The organism is Dactylosporangium sp. CA-233914, assembly GCF_050942935.1.
Lineage (GTDB): Bacteria > Actinomycetota > Actinomycetes > Mycobacteriales > Micromonosporaceae > Dactylosporangium.
Window position 1 is genome coordinate 8,239,593 of the sequence record NZ_CP192030.1, and the last position, 21,887, is coordinate 8,261,479.

At 73.4% G+C, this 21,887-nt stretch carries 20 protein-coding genes and 1 pseudogene; 7 read left to right on the top strand and 14 right to left on the bottom strand.

Features of this window, described 5'->3' with window-relative positions; all coding sequences use genetic code 11:
- Positions 1-344 precede the first annotated feature (344 nt).
- The 3 genes from ACQPY0_RS36755 (at position 345) to ACQPY0_RS36765 (ending at position 2,298) form a co-directional block, all read left to right on the top strand.
- Entirely contained in the window at positions 345-497 is a 153-nt protein-coding gene (locus tag ACQPY0_RS36755; RefSeq protein ID WP_432971396.1) for a hypothetical protein, read from the top strand.
- Between the two features lie 121 nt (positions 498-618).
- Positions 619-1,326: a hypothetical protein gene (locus ACQPY0_RS36760; protein ID WP_432971399.1), complete on the top strand. Its 708-nt coding sequence runs from the start codon at positions 619-621 to the stop codon at positions 1,324-1,326.
- 78 nt (positions 1,327-1,404) lie between these two features.
- Positions 1,405-2,298, top strand: a complete 894-nt coding sequence (locus tag ACQPY0_RS36765; protein WP_432971401.1) for a universal stress protein — start codon at positions 1,405-1,407, stop codon at positions 2,296-2,298.
- Positions 2,299-2,354: 56 nt separating this feature from the next.
- Here the strand turns inward: ACQPY0_RS36765 and ACQPY0_RS36770 are convergent, their stop codons facing one another.
- The 7 genes from ACQPY0_RS36770 to ACQPY0_RS36800 all read right to left on the bottom strand — a co-directional run bounded on the left by ACQPY0_RS36770 (position 2,355) and on the right by ACQPY0_RS36800 (position 9,789).
- Positions 2,355-2,753, bottom strand: coding sequence for a CBS domain-containing protein (locus ACQPY0_RS36770; RefSeq protein ID WP_432971404.1), 399 nt, complete (start codon positions 2,751-2,753; stop codon positions 2,355-2,357).
- 41 nt (positions 2,754-2,794) lie between these two features.
- Positions 2,795-3,004, bottom strand: coding sequence for a hypothetical protein (locus ACQPY0_RS36775; RefSeq protein WP_432971407.1), 210 nt, complete (start codon positions 3,002-3,004; stop codon positions 2,795-2,797).
- 36 nt (positions 3,005-3,040) lie between these two features.
- Positions 3,041-5,896: a cation-translocating P-type ATPase gene (locus tag ACQPY0_RS36780; RefSeq protein WP_432995518.1), complete on the bottom strand. Its 2,856-nt coding sequence runs from the start codon at positions 5,894-5,896 to the stop codon at positions 3,041-3,043.
- Positions 5,897-6,441: 545 nt separating this feature from the next.
- Entirely contained in the window at positions 6,442-7,395 is a 954-nt protein-coding gene (locus ACQPY0_RS36785) for a hypothetical protein (RefSeq protein ID WP_432971410.1), read from the bottom strand.
- Complete coding sequence (locus ACQPY0_RS36790) at positions 7,392-7,895, bottom strand: hypothetical protein (protein WP_432971413.1); 504 nt, start codon at positions 7,893-7,895, stop codon at positions 7,392-7,394. The genes ACQPY0_RS36785 and ACQPY0_RS36790 overlap by 4 nt, the downstream gene beginning before the upstream one ends.
- A gap of 292 nt (positions 7,896-8,187) precedes the next feature.
- A complete protein-coding gene (locus ACQPY0_RS36795) occupies positions 8,188-9,327 on the bottom strand; it encodes a site-2 protease family protein (RefSeq protein WP_432971416.1) in 1,140 nt (379 codons plus the stop codon).
- A gap of 30 nt (positions 9,328-9,357) precedes the next feature.
- Complete coding sequence (locus ACQPY0_RS36800; protein WP_432971419.1) at positions 9,358-9,789, bottom strand: DUF2267 domain-containing protein; 432 nt, start codon at positions 9,787-9,789, stop codon at positions 9,358-9,360.
- Positions 9,790-9,999: 210 nt separating this feature from the next.
- On the opposite strand from ACQPY0_RS36800, the gene ACQPY0_RS36805 reads away from it, so the two are divergent.
- Positions 10,000-10,287, top strand: a complete 288-nt coding sequence (locus tag ACQPY0_RS36805; protein ID WP_432971422.1) for a GlsB/YeaQ/YmgE family stress response membrane protein — start codon at positions 10,000-10,002, stop codon at positions 10,285-10,287.
- A gap of 247 nt (positions 10,288-10,534) precedes the next feature.
- Here ACQPY0_RS36805 and ACQPY0_RS36810 read toward each other — a convergent pair.
- Positions 10,535-10,939: pseudogene (locus ACQPY0_RS36810) on the bottom strand (CoA-binding protein); the annotation flags it as partial.
- 149 nt (positions 10,940-11,088) lie between these two features.
- Between ACQPY0_RS36810 and acsA the strand changes: the two are divergent.
- Positions 11,089-12,855, top strand: coding sequence for an acetate--CoA ligase (gene acsA / locus ACQPY0_RS36815; RefSeq protein WP_432971425.1), 1,767 nt, complete (start codon positions 11,089-11,091; stop codon positions 12,853-12,855).
- Positions 12,852-14,198 carry a phosphoribosyltransferase family protein gene (locus ACQPY0_RS36820; RefSeq protein WP_432971428.1) on the top strand — a complete coding sequence of 449 codons (1,347 nt, stop codon included), beginning with the start codon at positions 12,852-12,854 and terminating at the stop codon, positions 14,196-14,198. Before acsA ends, ACQPY0_RS36820 begins: the two co-directional genes overlap by 4 nt.
- 44 nt (positions 14,199-14,242) lie before the next feature.
- On the opposite strand, the gene ACQPY0_RS36825 is transcribed toward ACQPY0_RS36820, so the two are convergent.
- From ACQPY0_RS36825 to ACQPY0_RS36835, 3 genes are all read right to left on the bottom strand, one after another.
- A complete protein-coding gene (locus ACQPY0_RS36825) occupies positions 14,243-15,007 on the bottom strand; it encodes an ATP-binding protein (RefSeq protein ID WP_432971431.1) in 765 nt (254 codons plus the stop codon).
- A 142-nt stretch (positions 15,008-15,149) separates the two neighbouring features.
- The gene (locus ACQPY0_RS36830) at positions 15,150-16,382 is read right to left on the bottom strand and encodes an extracellular catalytic domain type 1 short-chain-length polyhydroxyalkanoate depolymerase (protein ID WP_432971434.1); all 1,233 of its coding nucleotides are present in this window, start codon (positions 16,380-16,382) and stop codon (positions 15,150-15,152) included.
- A gap of 282 nt (positions 16,383-16,664) precedes the next feature.
- A complete protein-coding gene (locus ACQPY0_RS36835) occupies positions 16,665-17,309 on the bottom strand; it encodes a hypothetical protein (protein ID WP_432971437.1) in 645 nt (214 codons plus the stop codon).
- A gap of 137 nt (positions 17,310-17,446) precedes the next feature.
- Here ACQPY0_RS36835 and ACQPY0_RS36840 point away from each other — a divergent pair, with 137 nt between their 5' ends.
- Positions 17,447-17,770 carry a plasmid stabilization protein gene (locus ACQPY0_RS36840; RefSeq protein ID WP_432971440.1) on the top strand — a complete coding sequence of 108 codons (324 nt, stop codon included), beginning with the start codon at positions 17,447-17,449 and terminating at the stop codon, positions 17,768-17,770.
- Between the two features lie 80 nt (positions 17,771-17,850).
- Here ACQPY0_RS36840 and katG read toward each other — a convergent pair whose 3' ends face one another.
- The 3 genes from katG to ACQPY0_RS36855 all read right to left on the bottom strand — a co-directional run bounded on the left by katG (position 17,851) and on the right by ACQPY0_RS36855 (position 21,726).
- On the bottom strand, positions 17,851-20,058 hold the full coding sequence (gene katG / locus ACQPY0_RS36845; protein ID WP_432971443.1) for a catalase/peroxidase HPI: 2,208 nt from the start codon (positions 20,056-20,058) through the stop codon (positions 17,851-17,853).
- Positions 20,059-20,122: 64 nt separating this feature from the next.
- Entirely contained in the window at positions 20,123-21,292 is a 1,170-nt protein-coding gene (locus ACQPY0_RS36850) for a zinc-dependent alcohol dehydrogenase (protein ID WP_432971446.1), read from the bottom strand.
- Entirely contained in the window at positions 21,289-21,726 is a 438-nt protein-coding gene (locus ACQPY0_RS36855; protein ID WP_432971449.1) for a hypothetical protein, read from the bottom strand. The genes ACQPY0_RS36850 and ACQPY0_RS36855 overlap by 4 nt, the downstream gene beginning before the upstream one ends.
- Positions 21,727-21,887: the final 161 nt, after the last annotated feature.

The window sequence follows — 21,887 nt, forward strand, 5'->3', positions numbered from 1 at the left end:
GGGTGGGCCGATCAACCGTGGCCGCATCGTCCGAAAGTACTCAAGTGGTACAGCATGCTCGAAAATCGGCCGGATCCGTGGCACCCGGCGCGCGTGGTCCGATCGGATGGTTCGAGGCCACCGTGGCGACAAATGGCGCCCGCCGGACGCCATAGCCCACCGCAGCACGGCAGCTGCCGCGGCGGCCCGGTCACGCATCGGGGCGGCGGCTGCCGCGGAAGCGGCCGCCCCGGCGCAATACGCCCCCTTTCCCGCCTTTCCACCCGGCTGGTCGTCCGCCGGTCCGGCCGGACGTGCCTACGGTCGACTCGAGGCCGCAGCCGCGACCGCGCGGGGAGGGTGTGATGCCGGGTGACGCTCGATGCTGGAAGTGGTCCGTCGTGGCGTTGCCGGCCGCATTCGCCGCGGGATTCGCCGCCGGGTTCGTCGCGGCGTCGGCGGACCAGGCCGTCATGGTGCTCGCCCGCCGGCCGGCGCGACGGCGCCCGTCCGGGTGAGGCGATCCCGGCGGACGGATCACATGCAGAGCCTCGCTCCGGGCCGGTGTGGCGGGCGGCGCGCCGGGTAGGCCCGCCGGCGACGCTGGCCCAACCGGGCCGGCCGGATCGGAGGTCGTCAATGCCCGTCGCACAGGATCGCCATCACAAACTTCCGGCACTCGCCGAGACCGGATTCCAGATTCTGCGGCCGTTCTCGGAGACGCTCGACCCGCAGGAGTGGGAGCGGTTGCAGTACCTCGACTGGAAATCCGGCGGCGACACCAACTTCGCGGTGCTGGCCTCCGCGCTCGGTGACGACGACCCGCGCGGGTTCTGGGAGCACGGGCGGGCGGACAAGGACGGCCGGTGGACGCCGAACGCCGCGCTCGCGCCGGCGCTGTGCTCGTGGGTCACGTCGGTCGGAGCCCGCTACGGCCGCGTGCGCATCATCAAGCTGGCGCCGTCCACCGACGAGGCCACGGTCGTGCAGCGGTACATGCACCTGGACGACAACAACCGGCTCAACCCCGAGGGCGAGGGCTGGGTGGTGCGCGCCTGGCTGAACCTGACGGACGACCCCGACAGCTACATGCTCCTGCGCGAGGACCGCGACGACCCGGCGACCGAGCACCGCATCCCGCTGCCGCGGGGCGCCCAGTTCGTCGTGGACACCGAACGGCTCTGGCACGCCGCGTTCCACCCGGGTTCCCGCGACCGCTACGCGCTCATCGCCAGCTTCGAGTCCGGCCCGCAGCTGCAGGCCTGGATGGACAGCCAGCAGGCCGCCCGCCCGGTGCGCCAGGCGGTGCCGGCCGACCGCGCCGATCTGGACGCGCAGCCCATCTGAGGCCGGAGAGCCCTTCCGATCCGGGCGATGCGCGCGCAACGCTGAAAGTGACCCGCCCACCACGGCAGGGAGGTCATCATGGTTGCCGAGCAGGGCGTCGTTGTCGGCGTCGACGGCTCCCCGCAGAGTCTGGACGCGGTCGCCTGGGCCGCGCTCGACGCGTCGCACCGCGGCCGGCCGCTGAACATCCTGTACGCGTTCATGTGGCCGAGCGTCTACGCCCCGGTCGCCGCGCCGGTGCCGACACCCTACGAGCAGGGCATGCAGGCGGTCGCCGCGGAGATCGTCGCCGAGGCGGCGGCCCGGGCCCGGGCCGCCGCGCCCGGTGTCCGGCTCACCACCGCCATGCAGGTGGAGCCGGCGGCCTCGGCGCTGTTGCGAGCCGCCGAACACGCCGGCACCGTCGTCGTGGGCAGCCGGGGCCGCGGCGGGTTCGCCGGGTTGCTGCTGGGCTCCGTGGGCGTCCAACTCGCCGCGCACGCCGCCTGCCCGGTCGTCATCGTCCGCCGCGCCGAACGGCCGGCCGGCGCCGAGGCGGGCCGCGTCGTCATCGGCATCGACGGCTCGCACGACGCCGAACGCGCCCTGCGGTTCGCGTTCGAGCAGGCCTCGTCCCGCGGCACCGGCCTGACGGCCGTGCTCGCCTACCACTGGCCGAAGTCCAACGGACCCGGGGACATGCTGCCCGTGGCCTTCGATCCCGGCGCCCTGCGCGAGGACGAGCGGCGCACGCTGGCCGAGGCGACCTGCGGATGGATCGAGAAGTACCCGGACGTCGACTTCCGCTCCACCGTGGTAAAGGGCCGGCCCGCCGCCGTGCTCATCGCGCTCTCCGCGGGTGCCGAACTGCTCGTCGTCGGCTCCCGCGGGCGGGGCGGGTTCGCGGGGCTGATGCTGGGCTCGGTGAGCCAGGCCGCCATCCACCACGCCGCCTGCCCGGTGGCCATCGTCCGGTCAGCGGCGCACCGGTGAGGAATCGTCCGGGCAACCAACGCCTGGCACAACGCCTTCAACCGGCTCTCCGGTCTCTAGGTGTCGAGCCGCCGCTGGGCCGCCTCGTCGGTCGGCAGCAGCGTCCGCAGCACGTCGCCGCGGCTGACCACGCCGACGACGTGCTCCTCGGTGACGATCGGGATCGTGTGGGCGTCCCGCTGCACCATGACCGCCGCCAGGTCGGCGACGTCGGCGTCGGGCCAGGCCGTCACCGGCAGGCCGGTCATCACGTCCCGCACGCGGCGCGGCGCGGCGGCGGAGAACGCCTGCCGCAGCAGGTCCCGCTCGCTGAGCATGCCGACGAGGGTGCCGTCGTCGTCGACCACGGGGACCTCGGTGATCGACCGCCGCTCCAGCAACGCCACGGCCTCCCCGACCGGCGCGCCGGCTCGCACCGTGTAGGCCGGGGTACTCATGATGTCCTTGGCGTGCATCGCTCCTCCTTCGCTCCGCGTCTCCTCGATCGTCGGCCGGTTCAGCCGTGCGGGAGGCCGACCTCGTCCAGCGCCTCGCGGGCGAGCGCCGCCGCGCGCCGCTGCTGCGGGGTCTTGGCCTGGTCCAGCAGCAGCAGGATCGCGACCGACAGCGCCTCGATCCGCCGTTCCGCGCAGGCCTGGCGCAGTGCCGTGTCGCCGGTGTCCGTCGTCGGCGCCGGCCACGCAGCCGGCCGGGTGATCGTCGACATCGTCGTCGTACCTCACTTCCCGACTCGAAGGGTCGCTCAGTCCTCCCCATGACCGCCGTCCGCTTCCCCAGTCGGCGGCGACTGGTCCGGCCCCGGCACGGGCAACCGCAGCGTCCCGAACGCCGTACCGGCCGCCGTCGCGACCAGGACGATGCCCCAGGCGAACGGTCCCAGCGGCCGGCAACCGAAGAACTGGCTCACACCCGGGGTCTGCACGGCACCGACCAGCGCCGCGGCGGACGCGCCGGCGGCGCCGAGGACGATCGGGTCGCCGCCGGACAGCAGCGCGGTCTGGCCCAGCTGCGCACCGACGAGTGAGGCGAGGGCCACGGTGCTGGCGCGCCGTTGCGTCCCGGTCGCCTTGGCCGCGAGCCAGGCGCCCGCCGTCGCGGTCGAGGTCGCGACCGCGCGCCGGATCACGTCGCCGGTCAGCGCCCGTCCCAGGGAGGTGTCCGGCCCCTCGCGGACCAGCCGCTCCGGGTCGACGTTCCGCGGCGGGCGGGCGGCGACGGTGATCGCGGGCAGCAGATCCGTCATCAGGTTCACGAAGAGGATCTGCCGCGCGTTGAGCGCCGGCGTGGGCGAGACGAGGGAGCCGCCGACGGTGAAGAGGATCTCGCCCAGGTTGCCGCCGAGCAGCAGGGCCAGCGACTCGCGGACCGACGCCCACATGGCGCGCCCCTCCACGACCCCGTCGACGATCGTCTCGAGCCGGCCGTCCATGACGATCAGGTCAGCCGCCTGGCGGGCCGCGGCGGTGGCCTGCTCGCCGAGCGCGATGCCGACGTCGGCGAGCCGGATGGCCGGCGCGTCGTTGGCGCCGTCGCCGGTGACCGCGACGCTGCGCCCGGCTCGGTGCAGCGCCTGAACCACCGCGACCTTGTGGGTGGGGCTCACCCGGGCGAAGACCGACGCCTTCGACACCAGTGCGTCGACGGCGGCGTCGTCCGCCTCCGCATCGTCGAGCTCCGGGCCCGTCACGACGGTACCGCCGTCGAGCAGCCCGAGCTCGGCGGCGATCGCCTCCGCGGTGCTGGGATGGTCACCGGTCAGCATGAGCACCGTGATGCCGGCGCGGCGCAGCCGGCGGATCGCCTCGGCGGCGGTGGGGCGCGTCGGGTCGGCCAGCCCGAGCAGGCCGAGGAACTGCATGCCGTCGACGCGCTCGTCGACGAGCCGGCCGCGGGTCGACGCCGCCCGCTCCGCGATCGCCAGCACCCGCAGCCCCTGGCGGGCCATGCGGTCGACCTCCGCCTCGATCTCCTGGCGATCGGCCGGTGTCAGGGGCTGTACCTGTGCGTCGACGCGCCGGCTGGTGCACCGCGGCAGTGTCGTCTCGGGCGCACCCTTGACGCTGATCATCAGGCCGGCGTCCGCCGCGCCGAGCACGGCGTGGAACCCGCGCACCGGCTCGAACGGCAGCTCGCGCAGGCCGTGCCAGCCATCGGCGGCCTCGCCCGTGGTGACGCCGGCCGTCTCGGCGCCGGCCACGACCGCCTGATCGGTCGGGTGGGGCAGCACCTCCTGCCCGTTCGAGGGCGGGCTCGCCCGCAGCGCGGCGCCGAGGATTCCACGCTGCCCCGGCGTGAGCTGATCGATCGACGCGCATACCCGGCCGTCGGAGACGACGCGCAGCGCGATGCGCCCCTCCGTCAGCGTGCCGGTCTTGTCGAAACAGATCACGTCCGTCCGGCCGAGCGCCTCCATCGAACGGGGATCGCGGACCAGGATGTTGCGCCGGGACAGCCGGCGGCTGGCGCTGAGCTCCGCGGCGGTCGCGATGAACGGCAGCCCTTCGGGGATCGCCGAGACCGCGAGCGCGACGGAGTTGCTGACCGACTCGGCCAGCCGGCCCCGCAGCAGGCCGGTGGTGAGCAGGGCCGCCGCGGCCGCGCCGGCCGCCGGCAGCGACGCCTTCGTCAGCTCGCGCAGCCGCTGCTGCACACCGCTCCTCGGCGGTTCCTGCAACGCGGTCAGCGCATTGCGACCGGCCTCCGTCTCCGCGCCGGTCGCGACCACGACGCAGACGGCCGACCCGGCGGCGACGGTCGTGCCGGCGTACGCCATGCTGGTGCGCTCGCCGATCGCGGCCGCCCGGGTGGCGGCGGCGCTCTTGGCGACCGGCACGGACTCGCCGGTCAGCGGGGACTCGTCCATCTCCAGACCGACGGTCTCGATGAGCCGGCAGTCCGCCGGCACCGCGTCGCCCGGTTCCAGGAGCACGATGTCGCCCGGCACCAGATCGTCGACGATGCCGACCCGGTCGACGCCGTCGCGGCGCAGCCGGACCGGGGGTGCCGCCTCGGTGACCAGCCGTCGCAGCGCGCGGCGGGCCGCCGCGCCCTGGGCGCCGGACAGTATCGCGTTGCCGAGCAGGACGGCGGCGACCAGCGCCGCGTCGCTCGTCGCCCCGGTCACGGCGGAGACGCCGGCACCGGCGGCCAGGGGCAGTGTCAGCGGGGTGTCGAGCTCATGGGCGATGGTGCCGAGCACTCCCAGCCCGGCCGGCGTCTCGGAGGGCTGGTCCGCGATCCGGTCCCGCCGGCGCCGCTCGGCCTCCGCCTCGGCGATGCCGTGCGCGTCCGTGCCCAGCACCCGCAGGACCTCGCCGACGGGCAGGGCGTGCCAGGCGACGTCGGGGGCCGGCACGGGCGGAGTCCGGCGGGACAGCCCCAGCACCGACCACATCCCGCCGGCGACGTTGACCGCCTGCGCGACGGCCGTGGCGATCGACGTACGGCGGGCGCCCTGCTCGGAAGGGTCCGCGAGCCCCAGCAGCGCGCCGGCCGCGGAGCCCTGCAACGCCACGTGGGTGCTCCGCCGGCTCACGACGCGAGCCATCTCCGCCGCCTCGAGCAGCAGCCAGGCCGTCTCCAGGTCGGGTCCGCCCATCAGGTGCGCGCCCCACGGCGGGCGGCGATCCTCCCGCAGCACGCCGAAGCCGCAGTCCGCCGCGGCGAGCGCGGCGTCGTTGCGATCCGCGATCAGTACCACGACGTGCCCGTCGGCCTGCAGCGCGCGGACCGACGCGGCCAGTCGCGAGCCTCCGGGCACGTGCCCGTCCGCCGGGACCCGGCGGCGGACTCCGGCCGTGGCCCCGGCGAGCAGGACGGTTCCGGCCCGGCGGCCGGCCGCGATCACGGCCGCGGTCAGCGGATCCAGGGCCTGCTCGACGACGACGACCGCCGCGACGGCCCGATCGCGGGTCAGCGCGTACAGCTTGCCGCGTTGCCCGTCATGCGCGCGCGCGTCGTCGAGGACGGCATCGGGGATCCGGGTGTCGAGGTGGCGCAGGTCGGTGAGCGCCCAGCCATCGGCTCCGGCCTCGGCCGGCGGTGTGGCACCGGGGTCGCCGACGAGCCGGGCGGCGGCCTCCCAGGCGCTCTCGACCGTTTCGTGCACGGGTACCACGTGGGTGATGATCTGCCGGCCGCCGGTCAACACGGCTGCGTCGATGACGACGGTGTCGACCCGGTCCAGCCGGCGCAGCGCCGCACGGTCGCGCACGAGCACGTCGCGGCGCGCGAGCAGCCGGCCGAGACCGCCGGCGAACGCCTCCCGCCCGGTGTGCGCGGGGACCGGCGACCCGGCCATGAGCACCCGGGCCGCCCGGCGAATCCCTGCGGGCAGCGGCGTCGCTGCGGCGGCGGCCAGCAGCGTGATCGTGCTGATCCGGCGGGCGTACCGCTCGAGCGGGCCATCGGGGGCTCGCCCGCCCGGCCGTCACCGGGCCGGTCGGCCCGCCCGGCGGCCGCGTCCGGCGCCAGTTCGCTCCCCCGGCGCCGCCAGGTCTCCCGCTGCGCCGAGTCCTCCCGCAGCAGCAGCACGCGCAGGGCCGCGTCGGCGAGCAGGGACAGCTCGGCCTGGCCCGCGGCGTTGATCGTCGCGTTCACCGCGGAGATCAGCAGGTCGGCCTCGTGGCGGCCCAGCAGCCGCTGCAGCCGGTGGCGTACCCCCGGCAGGTGGTCGACCAACGCGACGAGCGCGACCAGCTCGCGGGCCGCCACGGGCAGCCGCAGCCGCCGCGCCACGGCCGACCCGGCGGCGCCGAGCAGATCGGCGACCAGCGTGAGCCGGTGCCGGGTCTCGGCGTCCAGGTTGTCCGCGCCGGTTCCGGGAATGAGGTCGGACTCGACGTCCGCGACCGCGTCGATGAGGTCGCCGAGGTCGAGGCCGTCCTCGTCATAGCTGACGAGCAGCCGGCCGAGGGCCGCATTCCATGCGGCCCAGTCGACCCCGTGCAGTGCGCCGACCGTCTTCTCGATCAGCCGGCCGTGCTCGGCGGTGACCAGACCCTGCCGGGCGCCGCGAATCTCGATGTGCGCCAAGCCGTCCCGCGTCCAGGCCTTCCGCCGGCCGCGGGACGGCCGGTGCGCGGACCGCGCCGTCACCCGGCGACGGTTGCGGTGCGACGCCCACGGGTCGCCACCCACACCCCCGCCGCGGCCGCGACGGCGACCGGCCAGTCCAGGACGCCGAGCACGGCCAGTGCGCCGACACCGCCGTAGTACAGCAGCCGTGTGGGCCCGGGCCTGGGGAAGGGAATGGCGGACACGATCGTGCGGGTGGTCCACCGCACGCGTTCGACGGCGGATCCCGCATCGGCCGCACCCATGTGGACGACCGGCACCTTCACGTGCGGCATCGGCACCTCGTGCCAGGTGACCCGCTCGGTCTCGGGCCCCTCGGCGGCACGCTCCGGCTCGGCCGGCTTCGCGGCAGCTTCCGGCTCGGCCGCCTTCGCGGGAGCCTCCGGCTCAGCGGTCTTCGCCGCCGCCGGTGGCTCGGTCGCCTTTCGCGCCCGGCTCGGACGCCGGGTCGCGGCCTGTGCCGCATCGGTCGACTTCGGCTGGGAACGGCCTCGCGTGCGCGGCTGTGCGGTTGTCGTCATGGCAAGCACCTCCAGAAGAGAAGTGCCTACCCGGACCACATGTGATCAATCACGAATCGAGCCCAGGACCGGCCGGCCCCGGGTGGAATCCCGCCTCGCGTTCAGGCGGCGGCGGTCCGCCCGGCGCGGTCGCTGAAGAGCCGGCGGACGGCGGCGACGATGAGCGAGATCAGCAGGGCGCTGGCCACCTCGACGGCGATGGCGGAGAGCAGAGCGGACATGCGATTCCCTTCGGGTCCGTGTCCGCGAAAATCTAGGCGCGCCAAGTAAACGCCGTATGAACCGGCACTGGTCAGCGGGTGCCGTCCGCCGAAGGAGGGTGCAGGGCCGAGCGCTGGGTGGCCAGCGTGACGTCCTCCGGTTCCAGCACGCCCACGAGCAGCCCCTGGTCGACGACGAAGGTGGTACCGGACCGGGAAACCATGTACGCGACGTCGGCGAGCGGTTCGGACGCCTTGACGGTGGGCACCGAGGCCGCCGGTGTCGCGACCCGGCTGACCGGAGTGTCCGCGCGCTCGGACTCCGCAACGCGGGCCAGATCCGTCAGGCGGACCAGCCCGGCGGGTCGCAGGTCGTCGGTGCGCAACGCGATGAACCGGCTGCCGGGCGCCGCGTCGACGTCCGCCACGACGTCGGCCACGCTGCGGTTCGGATCGGCATACGTCACCTGGGGATGCATGGCCGCGGACACCGGCAGCCGGCCCAGCAGCGCCCGGTAGCGGTCCACCTGCGACTCGGCGGTCGCCGCGGACATGAGGAACCATCCGATGAGGGCGAGCCAGAGGCCGCCGAACACGTTGGTGAGCAGGACCTGCACCGCGCCCACGGCGATCAGCACCAGCCCGATCGCCCGGCCCGCGCGCGCCGCCGCGGCGGCGGCCCAGTAGCGGTCGCCGCGCCAGTGCCACAGCGCCGCGCGCAGCACCCGTCCGCCGTCCAGCGGTGCGCCCGGCAGCAGATTGAACACGGCCAGCAGGAGGTTGATCCCCGAAAGCCAGAACACGACGGCGAGCACGCCGGCCGGCGCGCCGATCGCGTTCAGGCCCACACCGATCCCGGCGAAGCCGGCGCCGAGCAGCGCGCTGGTGGCCGGTCCCGCACCCGCGGTCAGCAGATCGGCCCGGGCGTGCGGTGGCTCGGCGCCGAACTCGGCGACCCCGCCGAGCAGCCACAGTGTCACCCGCTCGACCCGGATGCCGAACGCCCGGGCGACCAGGGCGTGCGCCAGCTCGTGGGCCAGCAGCGACAGCAGGAAAACCACCGCGCCGGCCACACCGAGCAGCCACGTCGTGATGGCCGGCAGTCCGGGTGCGCCCCGCGGCACGACCGTCAACGCGAGGATCTGCGTCAGCAGCAGCATGATGAGCAGCACCGACCAGTGCACGCCCACCCGGATGCCGGCAATGGTGCCCAGGCGAAGGCTCGGTGTCACAGCCCCTCCTCAACGCTGCCCTCGGCGTCCTCAGGGCATCGCCGCCGCCAACTCCTTCGGCATGCTGCCCTTCACCTCCTCCCACTCGCCCTCGGCGCCGAAGCGCTTGAGTGCGGTGAGCACGGTCGAGATGAGCGCGTCGATGCCGCCGTCGACCTCGAACGGGAACTCGCTGCGCACCCGTTCGCGGAACTCGTCCCGGTTCATCTTCACCGGCACGCGGCTGGGCTCCCAGCCCTCGTAGTAGAGGCCGCGCACCAGCATCGGCAGGCACGCCGCGAAGTTCGCCGACTCGGCCACCGGCAGCCGGTCGCGCACGGCGTGCAGCACCGACCGGAGCGCGGCGAAGGATTGGTTGCGCCGCTCCCTCGGCCAGCCGTACACCTGCTCAATGTCCTTGAGCAGGTGATTGGTCTTGTCCACTGTGGAGGAGAACGTGTGGTATCCCGTTCCGCCCGTCATCGCCGGCCTCCTTCCGGTGCAGCTGGCAATCTCCGCGACAATTCCCTACCCAGACCGGGAGGTGTCAACCGGGTTCGGCGGGCATCGGCGTCGACCGGCGCGCCCGCACGAAATCACACGCATGACCATCCGTCCGGATCGTGGGCGCGGCGGTACGTTGAGCGTGAAGGTGCGTCGATCCGGCGCACCGCCGAGAGGAGGCCGACGACCATGATCGGAACAATCCTGTGGGCGATCATCGGCGGCGCCGTGCTCGGCGTGCTGGCACGGCTCATTCTGCCCGGACGGCAGAACATCTCGGTCCTCGCCACCGTGGTGGTCGGCATCATCGCGGCCTTCGTCGGAGGCCTGGTCGCCACCTGGCTCGGCGTGGGCAGGACCAGCGGCGTCGACTGGATCCGGCACGCCATCCAGATCATCTTCGCGATCATCGGCATCTACATCACCGCCCAGGTGAACACCAGGCACCGCCGGTCGGCCGGCACCGCCGCCCGATAGCGGCCCGCACTCACCGTCCGGGCCTCGCCGCACCCCCCGGGTTGTGGGCGGTGTGCGTGCGCCACCGCGCCAGCCGCTGCTGTGTCCCGGCCCGCCGGCGACCGGCATGGCGGCCGGCCCGGTGCCGGGCCTCCTGCCAGGCGACCGACCGATGGGGCTGCGCGGGCCGTGCCGGCGCGGCTTTGCCGGCGGCCGCCGGCGCCAGGCGGGGGTTGATGCCGTGGTACACCGGGGACGCGGGCGTGACGCCGCCGGCGACCATCTGAGACAGCGTGCGTTCCATGCCGATGCAGGTGTCCTCGACATAGTCGATCCCGGACGCCTCGGCCAGCTGCCGCGCCTGCGGACTGGCCAGGCCGATCTGCAGCCACACGGCGCCGGCGCCGATCGCCGCCGCCGCACGCACAATCCCCGGTGCCTCGTGGGCCGGCCGGAAGACGCTCACCACGTCGAGGTCGCACGGAACATCAGAGAGCCGTGCGTAGGAGTGCTCGCCGAAGAGCCGCGCGGCGTGCGGGTTGACCGGAATGATCCGCCAGCCTTGTTCCTGCAGCATCTTCGGCACCCAGTACCCGGCCTTGAGCGGATCCCGTGACGCTCCGACGACCGCGATCGTCCTCGCGTCCGCCAGAATCTGCCGTGCGGTACGCATCGGACCCATCTCCCATCCTCGAGCCGAAACTCTTCCCTATCCAACCTCGCCCAACCCTCGCCAACATCCAAGGCCGAACGTCCCGAAACCCCGCCCGCGGCCTGCCCCGGCGGCCGTTTCACCAGCCGCGGGCGGGGCAGAGTCCGGCAATGGGGTACGAACCCGTCGTCAAGAGCGCGGCGGAGCGCTCCGCCGCGAACCTGAGCGACTACCGGTGGGCGTGCCACGACTTCACCTGGCGGCACGCGCGCACGTGGCTGCCGCAACAGCCCTCCGGCGCCGGTCTCAACATCGCCTACCAGGCCGTCGACCGGCACGCCCGGGGCGAGCGCGCGGACGCCGTCGCCCTGCGGTGCCTCAACCAGGCCGGGGCCGGCCACGACCTGACCTACGCGCAGCTTGCCGAGCAGACCAGCCGCTTCGCCAACGTGCTCGGCGGACTGGGCGTCAAGCCGGGCGAGCGGGTGTTCTGCCTGCTCGATCGCTGCCCGCAGCTGTACGTCGCGGCCCTCGGCACGCTGAAGTACACCGCCGTGCTCGCGCCGCTGTTCTGCGCGTTCGGCCGCGAACCGGTCCGGCAGCGGCTCGCGTTCGGTGACGCGGCCGTCGTGGTGACCACGCCGGAGCTGTACGAGGAGCGCGTCGCGCCGGTGCTGCCCATGCTGCCGGCGCTGCGCCACGTCCTCGTCACCGGTGAGGACGTGCCCGCGGGCACGACGAGCCTCGAGCGTGCCATGTCCGGGGCCGGCGCCGGCTTCGAGGTCCCGCCGACGGACCCGCTGAGCATGGCGCTGATCCACTTCACCAGCGGCGCCACGGGCCGGCCGAAGGGTGTCGTCCACGTCCACGAGGCGGTGGTCGCCCACCACGCGACGGGCAGGCTCGCCCTGGACCTGCGCCCCGACGACGTCTTCTGGTGCACCGCCGATCCCGGCTGGGTCACCGGCACCTCGTACGGCATCGTCGCCCCGCTCACCGTCGGCGCCACGGTGCTCGTCGACGAGCGCGAGTACGAGGCCGAGCGCTGGTACGCCAACCTCGCCCGGCACCGGGTCACGGTCTGGTACACCGCGCCGAGCGAGCTGTGGATGCTGATGCGCCACGGCGGCGACCTGGCGACGCGGCACGACCTGTCCGCGCTGCGCCACGTGGCGTCCACCGGCGAGCCGCTCAACCCCGAGATCGTCGGATGGGGCCTGCGCGCGCTCGGGCGAGCGGTGCACGACGCCTGGGGGCAGACGGAGACCGGGGCCATCATGATCAGCAACTTCGCGGGTCTGGACATCCGGCCCGGCTCCATGGGCCTGCCGGTGCCCGGCGTGGAGGCCGCACTGCTGCGCCGCGGCGAGGACGGCCGGGCCGCCGTGCGCGACGGCCGCGTGTCGCCGATCGAGGAGCCGGGCGCCGTCGGCGAGCTCGCGCTGCGGGCGGGCTGGCCCTCGATGTTCCGCGGCTACCTGCACGACACGGCCGGGTACGCGCGCTGCTTCGCCGGCGGCTGGTACCTCTCGGGCGACCTGGCCCGCCGCGACGACGACGGATACTACTGGTTCGTCGGCCGGGCCGACGACGTCATCAAGTCGGGCGGCCACCTCGTCGGCCCGTTCGAGGTGGAGAGCCAGCTGATGCGGCACCCCGCCGTCGCCGAGGCGGGGGTCATCGGCAAACCCGACCCGGGCGCGGGATCGCTCGTCAAGGCGTTCGTCGCGCTGCGCCCCGGTCATCGGCCCTCGACCGACCTGCGCCGGGAGCTGCTGGCCTTCGCCCGCGGCCGGCTCGGCGCGCTCGCCCCGCAACAGATCGACTTCGCGCCGGACCTGCCGCACACCAGTAACGGCAAGGTCCTGCGCCGCCTGCTCAAGGCCCGCGAGCTCGGCCTGCCCGAGGACGACGTGTCGAGGCCGGAGGCGGCATGACGACCGCGACGACCGACGGCCGGCCCGCGAACGGGCCCCGGCGATTCACCGATCGCGCGGAGGCCGGACGCCGCCTCGCCGAGCGGCTCGGGCGCGAACTGCGAAGCGACACGGTCGTGCTGGCCGTCCCGGGCGGCGGGGTTCCGGTCGCGGTCGAGGTCGCCGCGGCCTTGGGCACCCGGCTGGCTCCGCTGGTCGTGCAGCGGCTCGCCGTCCCGTTCCAGCCGGACTCGGCGATGGCGGCCCTGGGGCCCGGCGGTGCGCTCGCCGTGAACGCCGCGGTGCTGCACGAGGCGAACGTCGACGCCGACGAGCTGGCGACCGAGGCCGGCCGCGCCCGGGCCTGCGCCGCCGACCGGGCCCGGCGGCTGCTCGCCGGGCGTCCGGCGCCCGACATCCGCGGGCGGCCGGTGATCGTCGTGGACGACGTGATCGTCACGGGCGCGACGGTGCGGGCGGCGTGCCGGGCCGCACGGATCGCGGGCGCGACCCGAGTGCTGGCGGCGGTACCTGTCGCCGGCGAGGCCGGCCTGGAAGAGCCGGCGGCGGCCGACCAGATGATCCACCTGGACACGGTCGCGGACGGCGCACGGGCCGGCGGACGGTACGCCGACTTCCGGCCGGTGCCCGACGACGAGGTGGTCTCCCTGCTGGCCGCCGCGGACGGCCGGAGCATGCCGTCCGGCCGCCGCCGGGTCGCCGACCCGCCCGAGGAGCACGGCCGCCTCACCGTGCCGCCGGACGCCGTGGGCGCCGTCGTGCTGGCGCACACCAGCCGGCGGGCCGAGTTCGGGCCCCGGTACCGCTGGATCGGCGGCCGCCTGCGCGACGCCGGGCTGGCCACCCTGTCGATGAACCTGCTGCGGCCGGAGGAGGAGCTCGACTGGACAGCGGCCTGCGACGTGCGGCTGCTCGCCGACCGGCTCGCCGGCGGTCTGCGGCGCCTGCGCGCCGATGCGACGGTCCGGGCGCTGCCGATCGGCCTGTTCGCCACCGGCAACGCGGCCGCCGCGGCCCTCGCGGTCGCGGCTCGACCGGCCCGCGACCCGGTCGCGGCGGTCGTGTGCCACGACGGACGGCCGGACCTGGCCTGGCGCGACCTGGGCCGGGTCCGGGCGCCCGCGCTACTGGTGGCCGGCGGGCGCGACGAGCATCTGGCCGAGCTCAACCGGGCGGCGTACGAGGGGCTGGCGCACGGTGGCCGCCTGGCGATCCTGCGCGATGCCGGGCGCCAGCTGCAGGAGGCGGGCACCCTGGCCGCCCTGACGGAGCTGACCGGCGCGTGGTTCGTGCAGTGGCTCACCGGTCGCCGGGCCCCGAGCCCCGGCGGCCGGGCCGGGTAGCACCAGCGGTGGCGCGACCGGCCGCACCCCGACGACGCCGGCGGCTACGCGTCCGTGCCCGGCAGCCGGAGTGCGGCCCATACCGTCTTGCCGGCGGGGTCGCGCAGGTAGCCCCATGCGGTCGCGGTGCGGGCGACGATGCGCAGGCCGTCGCCCGGCTGGCCGGGCTGGTCCGGGTGGGGCCGGCGGGCGGCCGGCAGGACCGTCGGCGGGCGCCGGTCGCCGTCGCGGACGGCCAGGTGCAGGTACGCCCCGCGGCGGCTGACGGTGACGGTCACCTCCGTGCCGGCGTAGAGGACGGCGTTGAACACCAGCTCGAAGACGACCCGGCGGGCGGCCGTGGCGATCTGCGGGACGGCCCAGGCGGCGCAGGCGTCCTGGACGAGCAGCCGGGCGCGGCTGCCGGCGAACGCGTCCGGCTGCAGGGTGAGCCGGAACCGGTCCGGCGGGGGCGCGCCGTGATGCGCGGCCACCTCAGCCTGCGCGCGGTCGCCGTACAGCCGCAGCCTGCGGTGCCAGAACGGGCTGAACAGCCGCTCCCGCAGCTGCCCGCGGGCCGGCGTCACCCACAGCAGGATCACGCCGTAGTCGCTGGCGGCCCGGTCCTGTGCCGCCCGGAACAGCGGCGCCGCGGTGCCGGTCGGGTCGTCGAAGTCGGTGAGGTCGACGACGACGGCCCGCGGGCAGGCGACGAGCGCCTTGCTGATGCTGGTGCGCAGATGGTGCTTGCGCTCGGTGGTCAGCTGCCCGGCCACGGTGATCCAGATGAGCTCGTGCTCCGGGTCGTGCCGGGTTTCGACGGTCATCATGGCCGTACGGTAGTCAATTTCGCTTGGACGTGAATCAGTCCAGCGGGCGATTCTCGCTCCGCCGGCATCACCGGCAGCGCCTCGGCGCGCCCGCACGACCTGTGGCGCCAGCGCTCGGCGCCACAGGTCGTCGAGGTGTGGATCAGCAGCTGGTTACGACCGTGAAGGTCCTGGGCGCGGTTTCTTTCAACGTTGTCACCGTCGCGTCGCCCATCCCCATGTAACCCCACGACCCGTTCGCGTAGTACGGGTTGTACGGGTTCACGCCGTAGCTGGTCGCCCGCCCGGCGGCCTGATGTTGCAGGTTCGTCGCCGCGCCACAGAACAGCGTCGACGTCGGCGTCGGCGTTGCCGTAGGCGTAGGTGTTGGGGTCGGCGATGCGGTCGGCGTTGCGGTCGGGGATGAGGTCGGGGTCGTCGACCGGTCGACACGCCGGTTGTTGGTGAAGAGGAAATTGGTGAGATACGCCGGGTAGTTGATGCTGTTGGTGCTGATGTAGCTGCCACCCGGTTGTGCTCCCGCCGGCCAGTTGTGGCCGAGGTTCGTGTTCTGGATGAGCGAGACCCGGGGTCCCTGGGCGTCGGAGTACAACGTCCCGCTGCCTGCGGTGTTGGTGCCGGCCAGGCCGCTGAGGCTGAACGTCGACGTGGTGTTGGCGCCGTAGATGCCCGCCATGATCTGAGCATCGAGCGTGTCGTAGCCGGGCGCGACCGTCGTGTCGTTACTGCCGTAGATCACCGAGGTCAGTTGCGTGCTGAAGCCGGCCGTGTGCGATCCGGCAAACTGTTTGCAGACCGAGGTTCCGGTCGACTGATTGGTGGCGACCGAGGAGATCTGGCCGGACGTCGTTCCCACGGTCGGTCCGGCGTTGATGCCGATGCCCGCGAAGACGTCGGGCGCGAGACACCCCATGACCATGGTCTCGCCGCCACCGGACGACAGTCCCGAGATGTAGACCTGATTCGGATCGAGGTTGAGCGCTGTGCGCGCGAGCATGGCGCTGACCAGGTTCAGCAGATCGTCGTCGTGTCTGGCGGGATTGCTACTGCTGTGGTTCGTGTCGTAGTAGTCCCAGCAACCGAGGATGACGCCGCCGTTCGGGGCGGCGGGGAGTGCGACAACCATGCCGTACTGGTCGGCGGTGCTTGCCCAGTTGGCCCCGGACTGAAGATTGGCGTTTGTCTGGACGCAGCCGTGAAGGCTGATCATGAGGGCGCGTTTGCCGGCCAGCAGGCCTGGGGTTGACGGGGTGTAGACGCGAACGTTCATGCCCGCGATGGTTTCGCTGGTCCACGCGCCAGCAGCGGCGGCGGTCTGCTGCTGCGCGATGGCGACCAGGAATCCCACGGTCAGGGCTGCGGCGAGACCCAGCATGCCTGTTCGGCGTGGGGTGCTACGGCGGATTGACACTAGACCTCCGTTTCCGATCTGTCGGTGGGAAGCCGGCCGCGTCTACACCGACAGGTAGCGGACAAGTCGGTCAAACTGCTCAACTTCCCGCAGAGAACGCTAGGAGGGGAAACCTTCCTGTAACAGGTGCGTCGACACAACTTCTCATGGAGGCAATGTGGAGGACGTACCCATCGATTAGTCGCCCGGCGGCTGCGCATAGAGCCCGCGGGCCGGGGCGGTGCCCCGGCCCGCGGGCGCCGGCCGTCAGGCGAGGGTGCGGACCCGCGGGCCGTCCAGGTAGCACCAGATGTCGAGGGTGTACTCGGGCTCGACCGTCGAGGGATGGAAGCCGATACGGTGCCGGCTGCCGTCCGTCAGCGTCAGCTCGACCTCGTGCGCGCCGGTGAAGGCGACCGACGAGTACTGCATCGGCGGCGGGTCCTGGAACTCGGCCCGCGCGCACAGCAGCGGCTGCGCCGACTCGCGGGTGTTCAGCCCCGCCGGCCGCACGACCCTCACCCACTGATGCTCGCTGAGCCCTTCGTCGCTCTTGTCGATCACCACCTGGTAGCGCAGGTCGCTCGACCAGGCGACCACCGTCCGTTCGTGGCTCGGCGTCAACAACCACGCGAAGCCGGAGCAGCCGAAGAGCACCACGCTGAGCACGGCGCACAGCACCGTGACGGTGATGGAGATGGCGCGCTCACGGACGTACAGCAGGACGAACCCGGCCACCACCAGCGGCCCGAGGAACAGCGCCGCCGCCAGCGTCCACCGCCCGATCCGCCCCAGCAGTATCAGATTCCCGGGGTTCGCCCGCGCTACGACGGTGAACACGGCCAGAAGCAGAACGAGAACGCCGGCGCCGACCGTGAGGCGACGCCGGACGAGAATATTCGAGGAACTCATGGCGGCCATCGTCGGCGCCGCGGCCCCGCAAGGCCCGCGTCAATCGCGCATACGACAGCTACGGCTTGGTGACCCACGCGTTACAGGCGGCGCGGGCTGGGAAACCCTTTATCAAAAGCCGCAAAGGAGGAGGGATCATGCCAGCGGGTTCGAGCGCCAAGCGCGAACGGCAGTACGAACACATCAAGGACAGCGCCAAGAACCGCGGCCAGTCCACCAAGCGGGCCAAGGAGATCGCGGCCCGGACCGTCAACAAGGAACGCGCCCGCGCCGGCGAATCGCGGACCGCGAGCCGTTCCTCCATCACCGACGTGTCGTCGGGCCACCGCGGCGGCAAGCGGTCGCACACCGGCGCACAGGGCCGTACCAAGGAGCAGCTCTACAACGAGGCCAAGCAGCGCAACATCAAGGGGCGCTCGAACATGTCGAAGGCCGAGCTGGAGCGCGCCCTGTCGCGCTGAGCTGCCGCGGGCCCGCGCCCGCCCCGGTGCGGGCGCGGGCCCGGCCGGCGAGGCTCGCGAACGGCCGTACGCACGCGCTGTCAGGCGAGGTCGAAGCGGTCCAGGTTCATGACCTTCGTCCAGGCGGCCACGAAGTCGCGGAGGAACTGCTCGCCGGCGTCGGCCGCGGCGTAGACCTCGGCGATGGCGCGCAGCTGGGAGTGGGAGCCGAAGACCAGGTCCACCGCGGTCGCGGTCCACCTCGGCTCGCCCGTGGCACGGTCGCGGCCCTCGTAGACGTGCTCCTGCGTGCGCGACGGCGACCAGACCGTGCCCATGCCGAGCAGGTTGCGGAAGAAGTCGTTGCTCAGCGTGCCCGGGCGGTCGGTGAGCACGCCGTGGGCGCGGCCGCCGTGGTTGACGTTCAGCGAGCGCAGGCCGCCGAGCAGGACGGTCATCTCGGGGGCGCTGAGCTCGAGCATGAAGGCGCGGTCGATCAGCAGCACCTCCGGCGGGAGCTTCTCGCCGGCCCGCACGTAGTTGCGGAAGCCGTCGGCCCGCGGTTCGAGCACGGCGAACGACTCGGCGTCGGTCTGCTCCTGGGAGGCGTCGGTACGCCCCGGCGTGAACGGCACGGTGACGTCGTGCCCGCCGTCCCGGGCCGCCCGCTCGATGCCCGCGCAGCCGCCCAGCACGATGAGGTCGGCCAGCGAGATCCTCCGGCCACCGGCGGTGAAGTCCTGCCGGACGCGGTCGAGCACCGCGAGTACTGACGAGAGCGCCGCCGGCTCGTTGACCTCCCAATCCTTCTGCGGGGCCAGGCGGAGCCGGGCGCCGTTGGCCCCGCCGCGCTTGTCGGTGCCGCGGTAGCTCGCCGCCGCGGCCCAGGCGGTCGCGACCAGCTGGGGCGGCGTCAGGCCGGACTCGAGCAGCTTCGCCTTGAGCGCGACGACGTCGGCGTCGGTGACCAGGTCGTGCTCGACCGGCGGGACCGGGTCCTGCCACAGCTGCGGCTGCGGCACCCACGGGCCGAGATAGCGCGAGATCGGGCCCATGTCGCGGTGCAGCAGCTTGTACCACGCCTTGGCGAACGCCTCGGCGAACTGCTGCGGGTTCTCGTGGAACCGCTTCGCGATCGGGCCGTAGACCGGGTCGAGGCGCAGCGCCAGGTCCGAGGTCAGCATCATCGGGGCGTGCCGTTCGGCCGGGTCGTGGGCGTCGGGCACGGTGCCCTGCGCCTCGGGGTTCTTCGGCGTCCACTGCTTCGCCCCGGCGGGGCTCGTGGTGAGCTCCCAGTCGTAGTTGAACAGGTTGTCCAGGAAGCCGTTGTCCCATCGGGTCGGGGCGGAGGTCCACGCGCCCTCCAGGCCGCTGGTGAGCGCGTCCGCGCCGACGCCGGTGCCGTGCGCGTTCTTCCAGCCCAGGCCCTGCTGCTCGATGGGCGCGCCCTCCGGCTCGGGGCCGAGGTACTGCGGGTCGACGGCGCCGTGCGTCTTGCCGACCGTGTGGCCGCCGACGATGAGCGCCACGGTCTCCTCGTCGTTCATCGCCATCCGGCCGAACGTCTCGCGGATGTCCCGGGCCGACGCGAGCGGGTCGGGGTGGCCGCTGGGCCCCTCCGGGTTGACGTAGATCAGGCCCATCTGCACGGCACCGAGCGGGCCGGCGAGCTCCCGGTCGCCGCTGTAGCGCTCGTCGCCGAGCCAGGTGTCCTCGGGGCCCCAGAAGATCTCATCCGGCTCCCAGATGTCCTCGCGGCCGAAGCCGAAGCCAAAGGTGGTGAAGCCCATCGACTCGTAGGCGCAGTTGCCGGCGAAGATGAGCAGGTCCGCCCAGGAGAGCTTCCGGCCGTACTTCTCCTTGATCGGCCACAGCAGCCGCCGGGCCTTGTCCAGGCTCGCGTTGTCGGGCCAGCTGTTGAGCGGGGCGAAGCGCTGCGCGCCGCTGCCGCCACCGCCCCGGCCGTCGGCGATGCGGTAGGTGCCCGCGGCGTGCCAGCTCATCCGGATGAACAGCGGCCCGTAGTGGCCGTAGTCGGCGGGCCACCAGTCCTGCGAGGTGCGCATCAGCTCGACGAGGTCCCGCTTGAGCGCCTCGACGTCGAGGCCGCTGAACTCCGTGCGGTAGTCGAAGTCCTCGCCCAGGGGGTTGGACCGGGGCGAGTGCTGGTGGAGCACCGAGAGGTCCAGCTGGTTGGGCCACCAGTCCCGGTTGGTGCGGGGCCGGCCCGGGGGCTTCGCGGTCGGCGCGGGGATTGACGGGTTTTCGCTCTCGCTGACGCTCTCGGTCGCGCCCTTCGGATCAGACACGTCGGGTCCTTCTCTCCTGTTCCCGTGCTGGTCATGGTCGGCTGGGGAATTACCCCCGGAACCGCTACGGCGTGAAGACGGTGCGCACGCAGCCGTCGCGCTTCTCCTTGAAGATGGTGTACCCCTCCTGCCCGCGCGAAAGCGGCATGGTGTGCGTCGCCAGGTGCTCCGTCACCAGCTCACCGCGCGCCATGCGCCGCAGCACCATCGGGATGTACCGCTGCCCGTGCACCTGCGCACCGCGCAGCGTCAGGCCCTTGTTCATCACCGCTCCCAGCGGGAACTTGTCCACCATGCCGGCGAAGACGCCGAGCACGAAGACGCTGCCGCCCTTGCGGCAGTTGTAGATCGCCGAGCGCACCGCGGCCGGGCGGTCGGTCTGCAGCCGCAACTGCTGCTTGACCGTGTCGTAGACGTCCTGCGGCCCGCCCGTGCGGGCTTGCATGCCGACGGCCTCGATGCACACGTCCGGGCCGCGGCCTGCGGTGCGCTCCAGCAGTTCGGCTTCGACGTCGGTGCTCGAGTAGTCGATCGTCTCGGCGCCGATGTGCCGCCGGGTCATGTCGAGGCGGTAGTCGTACCGGTCGATGCAGATGACCTGCTCGGCGCCGAGCAGCATCGCCGCCCGCGCCGCCAGCTGCCCGACCGCGCCCGCGCCCCAGACGGCCACCACGTCACCGGGGCGCACGCCGCCGAGGTCGGCGCCCATCCACCCGGTCGAGGCCGAGTCGGACGCGAACACGGCCCGCTCGTCGCTGACGTCTTCGGGCACGGTGAACGCGCCGACGTCGGCGAACGGCACCCGGACGTACTCGGCGTGGCTGCCGGCGAAGCCGCCCATCGCGTGCGAGTAGCCGAAGCAGCCACCCGGCGCCGCGCCCCACAGCTGCTCGGTGATCGCCGGGTTGATGTTGGCGTTGTCGCACAGGGAGTACTCCTCTCGCCGGCAGTACCAGCACTGCCCGCACGCGATGAACGACGACACGACGACCCGGTCACCCACCGAGTGCCGCCGTACGTCCGGGCCGACCTCGACGACCTCGCCGATGAACTCGTGCCCGAGCACGTCACCCGGGTGCATGAACGGGATGTACCCGCCGAGCAGGTGCAGGTCCGAGCCGCAGGCCACAGACCGGCGGACGCGGACGATGATGTCGCCGCGGTTGCGGATCTGCGGGTCGGGCACCTCCTGCGGGCCGACCTTGTTCACGCCTTCCCAGCACATCGCCCTCACAGCCGCCCCTCCTCCCTGCCGTACCGGGTCGCGTACTCCAGCGGCGCCCCGGTCAGGGTCGGCTGCGTGGCCGACGGCGCGTCCGGCCGCAGCACCTCGCCGACCTCCGCCAGGGACCGGGCCTCCCGCAGTGCGGTGCGCAACTGCCGGACCCGGTCGCCACCGGAGCCGTCCGCGATCCGGGCCGCGAGCTCCGTGCCCCGGTCCCCGGGCGCGGGCCGGATGCGGATCTCGACCGGGAAGCCAAGCTCGTCCAGCGGCGGCGGCATTGACGCGAGCCTCTCGGGCGAGCTGTAGATGGTGACGCTGTGCCAGCGGTCGGGCTCGGGGCGGCCGCGGCGCCGCGCGGCGATGACGGCACCGGCGAGCACGCCGGCCCCGGCCGTCATCGCGAGGACGGCCGCCGGTCTCCACGTCGATCCAGGTCTCTGCATGTCTACTCCCGAATCCGGTGAGCGGGAAGAGCCCCGGCTACCCGCCATCGCCGCGCCGACACGCGAACACGCGATCCGGTTGCCCGGCGGGCGGGCGGTCGTGACGGGATCCTCACCCGGGCGTGACGTTCGGCCCTGCAGTCCCGCGCCGCCGGGCGGCA